The sequence below is a fragment of the Streptomyces lycii genome (genome assembly GCF_009735685.1).
Classification (GTDB): Bacteria; Actinomycetota; Actinomycetes; order Streptomycetales; family Streptomycetaceae; genus Streptomyces; species Streptomyces lycii.
The window spans coordinates 1-10706 of the sequence record NZ_WHPN01000088.1; the positions used below are offsets into that span (position 1 = coordinate 1).

Sequence of the window (10706 nt, forward strand, 5' to 3'; positions counted from 1 at the left end):
CCGGGCCGGGCGCACCGGGGCCCGGAGGGCGGGCCGCCGCCGGGGGCATCGCATCGTCACCGGCCGGAAGCGCGCGAAACACCGTACGGACACCGCCCCGTCCGCGGTGACGGCCAGACTCCGGAAGCCTGAGTTCCTGAGATACGGAGACGGGACGCCATGCTTTCGACGACACCTCCCACCGCCCCCGCCACGACACCGCCCGCCGCAGCCGCTCCAGTCCTCACCCCCACCGCTCCAGTCCTCACCCCCACCGGCCCGGCCGCCCCCGGCAGCGCCGCCCCGTACACCGTCGCGATAGCCGGCACCGAGGAGCTGGTGCACGCCGCGCAGCGGCTGCGGCACCAGGTCTTCGGCGAGGAGCGGGGCGCCCGGCTCAACGCGCCCGACGGCCGCGACCAGGACGAGTTCGACGCCGTGATGGACCACCTGGTGGTCACGGACAACACCACCGGCGAGGTCGTCGGCACCTATCGGCTGCTGCCGCCCGGCCGCAGCGAACGCCTCTACTCCGAGACCGAGTTCGACCTGCGGACCCTCCCCGCCCAGGTGCGCGACCGGATGGTCGAGGCGGGCCGCGCCTGTGTGCACCCGGACCACCGCACCGGCGCCGTCATCAACCTCATGTGGACCGGACTGGCCCGCTACGTCCTGCTGTCCGGCCACCGCTACCTCGCGGGCTGCGCCTCCGTGTCGCTGGCCGGCGGCGAACGGGCCGCCGTCAACGCCTGGCTGCTGGGCACCGGCAAGCACGCCGCGCCGCCCGAGCTGCGCGTCCGGCCCCTCGACCCGTGGACGCCGTCCGGCCCGCTCGACGGCGCTCCGGACCCCGCCGAACTCCCGCCGCTGCTCCGCGGCTATCTGCGCGCCGGTGCCTGGATGTGCGGGGCGCCGCAGCACGACCGGGCCTTCGGCGACGCGGACTTCTTCGTGCTGCTGGACACCGAGCGGATGAACGAGCGCTACCGGCGCTTCTTCCTCGGCGACGTCCGGTGAACCCCTGGACGGCAACCTCCCCCTGCACGGTGAGCGCCTGCGTCACCCGCACCGGCACCCGGCCGCCCGCCCGCCGCACCCTGCGCCGCGCGGCCGCCTTCGCCCGCGTGGTGACCCGGGCGATGGCGAGCGGGGAGCGGATCGCCGACCCGGAGGTGCTGCGCGCGTCCGCCCGTTCCGCGCTCGACGCCCTCGGCGTACGGCTGGAAACGGACGGCGCCCGGCTCGGCGTGCGCGCCGCGCCGCCCGCCCCCGGCGCTCCGGAGCCCGGCACGCTCGTCGTCGCCAACCACATCTCCTGGCTCGACGTCGTCGCCCTGCTCGCCGTCGAACCCGTGACCGTGCTCGCCAAGCGGGAGATCGCCGGCTGGCCGGTCGTCGGCCCGGTGGTGCGGCGCGCGGGCACCCGGTTCATCGACCGCGACAGCCTGCGCTCCCTCCCCGGCACCGTCGGCGAACTCGCCGCGCTGCTCCGCACCGGCCGCTCCGTGATGGTCTTCCCCGAGGGCGTCACCCGGTGTTCCGGCACCGGGGGGCGCTTCCGGCGGGCGGTCTTCGAGGCCGCCCTCGACGCGGGTGCCCCCGTCCGCCCGGTGACCGTCGGCTACCGGCAGCACGGGGTGCCCAGCACCGTGGCCGCCTTCGTCGGCGAGGACGACTTCGGTGCCTCGCTGCGCCGTGTGCTGGCCGCCGACGGGCTCACCGTGCGTCTCCGGGCGCACAACCCGGTGCTGCCGGTGCCCGGCGTGGACGACCGGCGCTCGCTCGCCGAACGCGCCCAGCGGGCCGTACGGGCCGCGGACCCCGCCGGTGCCGGGCCGCGGCCCGTCCGGGAACGCCCCCGGACGGTCCCGCGCGAGCGGGCCGGATGAGCGGTGCTCCCCGGCCGGCCGGGCGGCGGCCGTGCCGCGCGGACCTGCCCGCGCGCCGCCCGGGGAGGGCGTCGTCAGCGCAGCAGCGCCAGCACGGACTCCACCGAGTCGGCCTCGGAGGCCGGCTTGTCGTCGCGGTAGCGGAGCACCCGCGCGAAGCGCAGCGTCACGCCCTCCGGGTAGCGCGTCGACCGCTGAACCCCGTCGAACGCCACCTCCACCACCAGCTCCGGACGGACCGTCACCCCCCAGGGCTCGTGCCCGGTCGCCAGTTCGGTGAGCCGCTCGGTCTGCCAGGCCAGCAGCCGGTCCGTGAGGCCCTTGAAGGTCTTGCCGAGCATCGCGAACGAGCCGTCCGGGCGACGGGCGCCCAGATGCAGGTTCGACAGCTTGCCGGTCCGCCGCCCGTGCCCCCACTCCGCGGCGAGCACCACCAGGTCCAGGGTGTGTACAGGCTTCACCTTCAGCCAGGAGGCGCCGCGCCGGCCGGCGCTGTAGGCGGCGTCCAGCCCCTTGACGACGACACCCTCGTGGCCGCGCGCGAGCACGTCCTCCGTGAACTCCCGTACGGCGCGCCGGGTCCGCTCGTCCGCCGGGTCGGCGGCCTCCAGCCGCCGCACCCGCAACGGCTCCGGTACGACCCGGGCCAGCTCCTCGTGCCGCCGTGCCGCCGGCAGTTCCAGCAGGTCGCGGCCGTCCACGTACAGCAGGTCGAAGAAGACGGCGGAGAGCGGCAGCGCGGCCCGGGCCGTCTCCACGTCGAGCCGGGAGCCCACCCGCCCGGCGACCTCCTGGAACGGCCGGGGCCGCCCGTCCGCGCCGAGCGCGATCACCTCGCCGTCGAGCACGGCCTCGGTGACGGGCAGTTCGCGGGCCGCGGCCACCACCTCGGGCAGCCGGTGCGTGATCTCGTCCAGCGTGCGCGTCCAGACCCGTACGCCGCCGGTGTCCCGGTGCACCTGCACCCGGATGCCGTCGAGCTTCTCCTCCACGGCGCACGGCCCCAGTTTGTCCAGCGCCTCGTCCACGTCCTTCGCGGTGTGCGCGAGCATCGGCAGCACCGGGCCGCCGACCCGGAGCCGGAAGTCCGCCAGGGCGTCCGGGCCGCGGTCGAGCAGGACCTCGGCGACGGCGCCGAGCGAGCCGCCGAGCATCACGGCACGGCGTACGTCGGCGGGGGCCGCGCCGGTGGCCTCCGCCAGCCCCTCCACCGCGAGCGCGTCGAGCGCGCCCTGCCGCAGCTCACCGCCGAGCAGCCCGAGCAGGAAGTGCTGTTCCTCCGCGGTGGCCGCGGTCAGCAACGCGTCGACCAGGCGCTTCCGTTCGGTCTGCGCGCCCTTGCCGGAGACGGCCGCGATCCGGCTCAGCGCGGCGTCCACCTCCAGCACGCCGAGCCGTGGCTCCGGCGCCGGGGGCCGCGGCTGTCTGAGGGTGCTCCAGCCGACGCCGGTCTTCCGCTGCGGCAGCCGGCCGGCCAGATAGGTGATGATCAGCGGCGCCTCGGCGGGCTCCGCGTCCCGGAACAGCCGGGCGAGACGGCTCACCTTCGCCGAACGGGCGGAGGTGGCGGCGACCTCGGCGGAGGTCCGGGCGAGCTCGGCCAGCAACATGTCTCCATCCTCGCCCGTCCCGCCCGCATTCGCTCCCCTCCCGGTCCCGCCGCCACGCCCTCCGGAGCTTTCACGTATGTGGCGTAACACCAGGTCCATATGGCATTGCGCAGTGCTACGGAAACGGAGCCCGCAATCTCGAAAAGTCCGCGCCACGGACGGTGAAACGAAAGTCACAAGAAATTGCGGGGCCCGGGAATCAACCTGTCCGGCCTTCTCCGCATCCTTCATATGAGCAACAGGAGCAACACCCGTCACGCGCGAGCACACCAGGCGAACAGAACGAGCCGAAGAGTTGACGGGTGATGTACGTCACGGCGACGGTGAAGGGCCGGTTCGCGGGCCGGAGTGGCGGGGCGTGCGAACAGCGGCTGGTGCACTCGTCCAAATAAACCGGTGAATTGCGGACCCGCCGGAAACCGTGCGGAGTGATTCGGCCACCCCTGGTGCACGTGCATCCGCTCATGCACCGGCACGTGAACACAGTTATGATCCGGTCAGCCGACATCCCCCACCCGTGCGGCGGGGATACCGCCGAGCGCTAATCGGGAGAGTCCAGTGCACCACGCGTACAACGGCATGGCGGCCACGGATCTTCGCGGGGTCCGTTGGCAGAAGAGCAGGCACAGCAATTCGCAGGGATCCTGCGTCGAGTTCGCCAAGCTGCCCGGGGGAGAAGTGGCCGTGCGGAACTCGCGCTTTCCGGACGGGCCGGCGCTGATCTACACCCCGGCCGAGGTCGAGGCCATGCTGCTCGGCGTCAAGGACGGCGAGTTCGACCATCTGATACGCGACTGACCCGCGCCGGTGTCCGCGACCGTCCCTCGCGCCCGCACCGCCCGCACCGCCCGCGAGGGCGGCCGTGAAAGTCCGGTCGGCCCGGTCGGCTCGGCCGGTCCGGTCAGCCCGGTCGGCCCGGTCAGCCCGGCTCGTGGAGCCGGGTGCGGCCGGGGCGGGAGCCGTGCGCGGCGGACCCGGCGCACCGGGCCCCGCGTCAGCCCCGCGGGGGCGGGACCTGCAGAGAGGGTCCCGGCAGCCGGAAGAGCGCCCAGACGACCTTGCCGCGCAGCGTCCCCGCGAGCGGGTGCCAGCCCCAGCTGTCGCTGAACGCCTCGACGAGATGGAGCCCCCGGCCCGACTCGCCCGTGCAGTCCGGCTCCTCCGGGGCGTGGGAGCGCGCCACCGGGCTGTCGTCGCTGGGGTCCCGGACCGCGCACACCAGGCGCGAGGTCCAGCGCAGCAGGTGCAGCCGTACGCCGGGCTCGACCCGGGGCGCGCCGAGCGGCAGCGGGCGCACGGCGGGCAGCGCGTGCCGCAGGGCGTTGGTGACCAGCTCCGAGACGACGAGGCCGACCGTGTCGAAGTGCTCGTCGAGATCCCAGTCCAGCAGTGCGGAGCGGGTGAATCTGCGGGCGCCGCCGACGGACTCGAAATGCGGGGCCAGCGAGCAGGACAGGGAGCTCGAGGCGGCCACGGGGCCGAGGGACGGGAGCTCCCGCCCTAACGGCTCGAGCATGGTCGATCCATCGGTCCCCATGCGAGGTACTCCCGGCCCAAGTGGAATTCGGTCACGGCAGACTGCTGGTGTAGCAGGGCCCATCGTTCCGAATGCGTACGGCAGATGCAAGGGCAGATGCACGTGCAGCTGACGGCATTGCCCGGACCCGTACGGGTTTCTCCGAAATTTCTCCCTACGCCCCTGAAGCAGTGGCCACACTCACATCCCATCTGTGTAACCACACGGGCACGCAACGGAGCCCGGAAGTGGCAGACTGCCGCTGTTGACGGTCGCAGTGCATCACCAACGGAGACAGGGCAGTCGGGACATGGCCACAGGGCAGCCGGGAAGTGGAACGGACGGGCCCGCGGGATCGGGCGGCTCCATGGTGCGCCGCATCCTGCTCGGCTCGCAGCTGAGACGCCTCCGCGAATCCCGGGGCGTGACGCGGGAAGCGGCCGGCTACTCCATCCGTGCGAGTGAGTCCAAGATCAGCCGGATGGAGTTGGGCAGGGTGAGCTTCAAAGCGCGGGACGTGGCGGACCTGCTGACGCTCTACGGAGTCACGGACGCGGCCGAGCGCGAGGCGCTCCTGGGGCTGGCCAAGGAGGCGAACGTCGCGGGCTGGTGGCACAGCTTCGGCGACGTACTGCCCGGCTGGTTCCAGACCTATGTCGGCCTGGAGGGCGCCGCCTCCTACATCCGCGCCTACGAGGTGCAGTTCGTGCACGGCCTGCTGCAGACCGAGGGCTATGTGCACGCCGTCGTCACCCGCGGCCAGCCGAACGCCTCGGCCGAGGAGGTCGACAAGCGGGTGGCGCTGCGCATGGAGCGGCAGAAGCTCCTGGTCGCCGAGCGCGGACCGGACGTCCACATCGTCCTGGACGAGGCCGCGCTGCACCGCCCCTACGGCGACGCGGAGGTGATGCGCGGCCAGTTGAAGCACCTGGCCGAGGTCTCCGAGCACCCCCGGCTCACCCTCCAGGTCATGCCGTTCTCCTTCGGCGGGCACGCGGGCGAGAGCGGAGCCTTCACGATGCTGCGCTTCCCCGAGTCCGACCTTCCCGACGTGGTCTATCTGGAACAGCTCACCAGCGCGCTCTATCTCGACAAGGCCGAGGACGTCGCGCACTACCGGCGGGTGATGGACCGGCTGCACAAGGACAGCCTGTCGCCGGCCGAGTCGAGGGATCTGGTGACGAAGATCCTCCAAGAAGCGTGAATATCAGTACGATGAAAAGCCATCAGGAGTCCGTACCTCCCGCGGGCGCCCCTCCCGGTGCTCCGGCCTCCTAGTCAGGGGTGGCATGTCGTACTTCACAGAGTTGGCCCATCAGTACATCGACGGTGCGTGGAAGTCCGGCAGCGGCTCCTGGGACATCATCGACTTCAACCCCTACACCGGGGACAAGCTGGCCGCGATCACCATCGCGACGACCGCGGAGGTCGACGAGGCCTACCGGGCCGCGGAGCGCGCCCAGCGCGGCTGGGGCGCCACCAACGCGTACGCGCGGCGCGTCGTCATGGAACGCGCCCTGCGCATCGTCGAGGAGCGCGAGGAGGACATCGCCGAGGCGATCGTCACCGAACTCGGCGGCACCCGGCTGAAAGCCGGCTTCGAACTGCACCTCGCCAAGGAGTTCCTGCGCGAGGCGATGCAGCTGGCGCTGCGCCCGGAGGGCCGCATCATCCCCTCCGCCGCCGACGGCAAGGAGAACCGCGTCTACCGCGTCCCGGTCGGCGTCGTGGGCGTCATCAGCCCCTTCAACTTCCCCTTCCTGCTCTCGATCAAGTCGGTCGCCCCCGCCCTCGCGCTGGGCAACGGCGTCGTCCTCAAGCCGCACCAGAACACCCCGGTCGTCGGCGGCGCGCTGGTGGCCAAGGTGTTCGAGGACGCCGGGCTGCCGCCCGGGCTGCTCAACGTCGTGATCACCGACATAGCCGAGATAGGCGACGCCTTCATCGAGCACCCGGTTCCGAAGGCCATCTCGTTCACCGGCTCCGACAAGGTCGGCCGGCACGTCGGCACCGTCGCCGCCGCCCACTTCAAGCGCACCGTGCTCGAACTCGGCGGCAACAGCGCCCTGATCGTGCTCGACGACGCCGACATCGACTACGCCGTCGACGCCGCCGTGTTCAGCCGCTTCGTGCACCAGGGCCAGGTCTGCATGGCGGCCAACCGGGTGCTGCTCGACCGCCGCGTCGAGCGCGAGTTCACCGACAAGTTCGTCGCGAAGGTCCGCACCCTGCGCACCGGCGACCCGGCCGACCCGCGGACCCACCTCGGCCCGCTGATCAACAGCTCGCAGGCGGAGCACATCACGGCGCTGGTGGAACGGTCGATCGAGGCCGGCGCCACCGCGCTGGTGCGCGGCGAGACCGACGGCAATCTGGTGTCGCCGACTGTGCTGACCGGCGTCGCCGAGGACGCTGAGGCGCTCCAGCAGGAGATCTTCGGCCCGGTGGCGGTGCTGGTGCCCTTCGACGGCGAGGAGGAGGCCGTACGCATCGCCAACCGGACGCCGTACGGACTCAGCGGCGCCGTGCACACCCGGGACGTCGAGCGCGGTGTACGGATCGCCAAGCGCATCGAGACGGGCATGATCCACGTCAACGACGGCACGGTGCACGACGAGCCGATCGTCCCCTTCGGCGGCGAGAAGAACTCCGGCGTCGGACGGCTGAACGGCGAGTCGATGGTGGACTGCTTCACCACCCAGAAGTGGATCTCGATCCAGCACGGGCGCAGCGCGTTCCCGTTCTGACCCGGCTCGCGCGTGAGCCGGTGCCGGGGAGGGCCCGGAGCCCGTGAGGCTCCGGGCTTTTTCGTGCCCGGGGAGGGCTTGCCGGCTTGCGGACCGGCGGACCTGCGGACCGGCGGACCGGCGGACCGGCGGGCTTGCGGGATGGCCGGCTGCGGGCTTTGCGGACAGAAGCTGACCGCAAGCCTCTCTAGCTTGGGAGTCGCGGAACACACCGGAACGTGTTCCGCGACCCACACCCCGGTTACGGAAAGGCCGCATCATGCCCACTCTGGTCAACGCGGAAGCCCACGGCGACGAGCGCGGCGCCCTGCTCGACTACCTGGAGGCCCAGCGCGGCGGCGTCCGGCGGGCCCTGCTCGGGCTGACCGACGAGCAGGCGGCGCGGAAGCCCAGCGCCAGCGAGCTGTCGCTGTCCGGGCTTCTCAAGCACCTCGTGGAGACGGAGGACGGCTGGGTGCGGACCGCCCGGGGCCTGCCGTACAGCTACGTCCGGAACGAGACGAACTGGCACGAGAGCTTCCAGCTGGTCGGCGACGAGACCGTGGCCGGGAAGCTCGCCGAGTGGGAGCAGGTGGCCCGCCGCACGGAGGAGCACGTCCGTTCGCTGGAGGACTTCGACGCCCTCTTCGCGCTGCCGGAGGCGCCCTGGTTCCCCAAGGACAGCAAGCGGTCGCAGCGGTGGATGGTGCTGACCCTGATCCAGGAGGTGGCCCGGCACGCCGGCCATGCCGACGTGATCCGCGAGTCGCTGGACGGCAGGACCGCGTTCGAGCTGGTCGACCTGGAGCGGGAAGCGGGATAGCCCGCGGGCCCGGTGCCGGCCCGGCGCGGGACGGCGGCCCTGTCGTCCGCCACGCTCCGGGCGGGCCGTACCCGGTGGCTCCGAGGGCTGTCCCGCGGTTCCCGGTGGATCGGTGCGCGGCGCCGGGTCCGCGGTGCGTCGCGAGGCGGGGAGCCGGACTCCCACCGGGCGCGCTCCGGCGGTCCGGCCACGCGGCGAGGTGCCGCAGCCGTCGTTCGCGGTGCGCCCGCCGGGGAGCACGGGACAGCGCTTAGGGTGACGTCGTACGGGCCGGCCGGGCGAGAGGACGAGTTCTGCCGATGTCAGCGACGCGACTCCTGGTGCTCGGCGCGGTCCGCCAGCACGGCCGCGCACACGGCTACCAGGTGCGCAACGACCTCGAGTTCTGGGGCGCGCACGAGTGGTCGAACGCCAAGCCCGGCTCGATCTACCACGCGCTGAAGCAGATGGCCAAGCAGGGACTGCTGATCGAGCACGACACCGCGCCGAGCACCGCGGGCGGCCCGCCCCGCACCGAGTACGAGCTGACCGACGAGGGCGAGCGGGAGTTCTTCAGCCTGCTGCGCGAGGCGCTGCTGCGGCACGACGAGAAGCCCGACATGCTCACGGCCGGGGTCGGGTTCATCGTCGACCTCCCGCGCGCCGAGGCGGTCTCGCTGCTCAAGCAGCGGGTCGCGGCCCTGGAGGCGTGGCGGGAGGAGGTCGGCCGGCACTGGACCCCGCCGGCCGCCCCGGAGGAGTGGGGGCACATCGGCGAGATCATGAAGCTCTGGACGCACGAGGCCGAGAGCAGCGCGGCGTGGACGCGCGGGCTGATCGAGCGGCTGGAGGCGGGCGCGTACGTGATGGCGGGCGAGGGTGAGCGGTCGCTCGACGTACTGCCTCCGGGGGCCGTGAATCCGTACGCGGACCGGGCCGCGCGCGAGTCCGGGAACTCCGGCGGAGGCCCCGGCGAAAATCCTGGCGGAGACCCCGGGGGCCCCGGCGGGGGATGACCGGGCCGACCGGGCGGCGGAGGGGGTCGCGCGGCCCGGACTGCGGGGCGGGGCGGGACGGGGCGGTCCCGGGGGCCGGGCGGGCAGCCGGCTGCCGGGGCGGGCGGTGGCGGTTCGGGGGCCGGGCGGAAGGCAGCCGGGTGCCGGGCGGGACGGTTTCGGGAGCGCCGGACGGCCTCCGGAGCGCCGGACGGTTTCCGGAGCGGCGGACTGGAACTGAAGCGTCCCGTCCGGCGTTGATAGCTTGGGGCCGCCGCGCCTGCTCCCCCAGTCCCGGCACCCGACTCCACGACCTGTGCCCGGGCCCAGCCTGCGCCCCCGACCCAGGAGCCTCTCTTCCCGTGACCACTCTCGCGCTCGGCCCCAGCTGGCTGGACCCGGACTATCTGATCCAGACGTTCGGCCTGATCGGCATCCTGACGATCGTGTTCGCCGAGTCCGGCCTGCTCATCGGCTTCTTCCTGCCCGGCGACTCGCTGCTCTTCACCACCGGCCTGCTGGTCGCCACCGACCAGTATCTGCACTACCCGCTGTGGCTGGTGTGCACGCTCATCGTGCTCGCCGCGATCATCGGTGACCAGGTGGGCTATCTGTTCGGGCGGAAGGTCGGCCCCGCGCTGTTCAAGCGGCCCGACTCGAAGTTCTTCAAGCAGGAGAACGTCGAGAAGGCTCATGAGTTCTTCGAGAAGTACGGCCCCAAGTCGCTGGTCCTCGCCCGCTTCGTGCCGATCGTGCGGACGTTCACGCCGATCATCGCGGGCGTCAGCCGGATGAACTACCGCTCGTTCATCACCTTCAACATCATCGGCGGCATGCTGTGGGGCGCCGGTGTCACGATCCTCGGCTACTTCCTCGGCCAGATCGACCTGGTGCACGAGCACATCGAGAAGATCCTGATCCTGATCGTCCTGCTCTCCGTGCTGCCGATCGTCATCGAGTACCTCCGGGCCCGGAAGCAGAACCGGCGCGCGGCGGCGGACGTCGCCGCGCGCGTTCCGCAGGACGTCGTCCGGCCCGAGGGCCCGCAGCGCGGCCGGCACGCCAAGCGCTGACCGCGTACGCCGGGACGGCCGACCGCCGACCGCCGACCGCCGACCCTCGACCACCGACAGCCGACCAGCGCCGACCACCGACCGCGCCCGCCGGACACGCACGGAACACCGGAGCG

The 10706-nt window shown here is 72.6% G+C and carries 10 protein-coding genes; 8 read left to right on the forward strand and 2 right to left on the reverse strand.

The genetic code is table 11. The annotated features are described in order from the left end of the window. Nucleotides 1–159 precede the first annotated feature (159 nt). Nucleotides 160–996 (forward strand): GNAT family N-acetyltransferase, encoded by an 837-nt coding sequence (locus GCU69_RS04320; RefSeq protein ID WP_156205165.1) that lies wholly within the window; start codon nucleotides 160–162, stop codon nucleotides 994–996. A 29-nt stretch (nucleotides 997–1025) separates the two neighbouring features. Next, nucleotides 1026–1868, forward strand: a complete 843-nt coding sequence (locus GCU69_RS04325) for a lysophospholipid acyltransferase family protein (RefSeq protein ID WP_235978210.1) — start codon at nucleotides 1026–1028, stop codon at nucleotides 1866–1868. 74 nt (nucleotides 1869–1942) lie between these two features. On the opposite strand, the gene GCU69_RS04330 is transcribed toward GCU69_RS04325, so the two are convergent. Further along, the gene (locus GCU69_RS04330; protein ID WP_098752521.1) at nucleotides 1943–3478 is read right to left on the reverse strand and encodes an ATP-dependent DNA ligase; all 1536 of its coding nucleotides are present in this window, start codon (nucleotides 3476–3478) and stop codon (nucleotides 1943–1945) included. A 558-nt stretch (nucleotides 3479–4036) separates the two neighbouring features. Between GCU69_RS04330 and GCU69_RS04335 the strand changes: the two genes are divergently transcribed. Further along, nucleotides 4037–4276 (forward strand): DUF397 domain-containing protein, encoded by a 240-nt coding sequence (locus GCU69_RS04335; protein WP_098752520.1) that lies wholly within the window; start codon nucleotides 4037–4039, stop codon nucleotides 4274–4276. Nucleotides 4277–4472: 196 nt separating this feature from the next. Here GCU69_RS04335 and GCU69_RS04340 read toward each other — a convergent pair whose 3' ends face one another. Next, nucleotides 4473–5015, reverse strand: coding sequence for an ATP-binding protein (locus GCU69_RS04340; RefSeq protein WP_156205166.1), 543 nt, complete (start codon nucleotides 5013–5015; stop codon nucleotides 4473–4475). Nucleotides 5016–5361: 346 nt separating this feature from the next. On the opposite strand from GCU69_RS04340, the gene GCU69_RS04345 reads away from it, so the two are divergent. The 5 genes from GCU69_RS04345 to GCU69_RS04365 all read left to right on the forward strand — a co-directional run bounded on the left by GCU69_RS04345 (nucleotide 5362) and on the right by GCU69_RS04365 (nucleotide 10590). Further along, nucleotides 5362–6198: a helix-turn-helix domain-containing protein gene (locus GCU69_RS04345; RefSeq protein WP_176604522.1), complete on the forward strand. Its 837-nt coding sequence runs from the start codon at nucleotides 5362–5364 to the stop codon at nucleotides 6196–6198. Nucleotides 6199–6283: 85 nt separating this feature from the next. Beyond that, on the forward strand, nucleotides 6284–7741 hold the full coding sequence (locus tag GCU69_RS04350; protein ID WP_098752517.1) for an aldehyde dehydrogenase family protein: 1458 nt from the start codon (nucleotides 6284–6286) through the stop codon (nucleotides 7739–7741). 259 nt (nucleotides 7742–8000) lie between these two features. After that, nucleotides 8001–8543 (forward strand): DinB family protein, encoded by a 543-nt coding sequence (locus tag GCU69_RS04355; protein WP_098752516.1) that lies wholly within the window; start codon nucleotides 8001–8003, stop codon nucleotides 8541–8543. A 299-nt stretch (nucleotides 8544–8842) separates the two neighbouring features. Further along, nucleotides 8843–9538, forward strand: a complete 696-nt coding sequence (locus GCU69_RS04360) for a PadR family transcriptional regulator (RefSeq protein ID WP_098752515.1) — start codon at nucleotides 8843–8845, stop codon at nucleotides 9536–9538. Nucleotides 9539–9879: 341 nt separating this feature from the next. After that, complete coding sequence (locus GCU69_RS04365) at nucleotides 9880–10590, forward strand: DedA family protein (protein WP_156205167.1); 711 nt, start codon at nucleotides 9880–9882, stop codon at nucleotides 10588–10590. Nucleotides 10591–10706 lie beyond the last annotated feature (116 nt).

Coding starts and splice junctions, on each gene's coding strand:
- GCU69_RS04320 (WP_156205165.1), top strand. CDS start 160: ATGCTTTCGACGACACCTCCCACCGCCCCCGCCACGACACCGCCCGCC.
- GCU69_RS04330 (WP_098752521.1), bottom strand. CDS start 3,478: ATGTTGCTGGCCGAGCTCGCCCGGACCTCCGCCGAGGTCGCCGCCACC.
- GCU69_RS04340 (WP_156205166.1), bottom strand. CDS start 5,015: ATGGGGACCGATGGATCGACCATGCTCGAGCCGTTAGGGCGGGAGCTC.
- GCU69_RS04345 (WP_176604522.1), top strand. CDS start 5,362: ATGGTGCGCCGCATCCTGCTCGGCTCGCAGCTGAGACGCCTCCGCGAA.
- GCU69_RS04350 (WP_098752517.1), top strand. CDS start 6,284: ATGTCGTACTTCACAGAGTTGGCCCATCAGTACATCGACGGTGCGTGG.
- GCU69_RS04355 (WP_098752516.1), top strand. CDS start 8,001: ATGCCCACTCTGGTCAACGCGGAAGCCCACGGCGACGAGCGCGGCGCC.
- GCU69_RS04360 (WP_098752515.1), top strand. CDS start 8,843: ATGTCAGCGACGCGACTCCTGGTGCTCGGCGCGGTCCGCCAGCACGGC.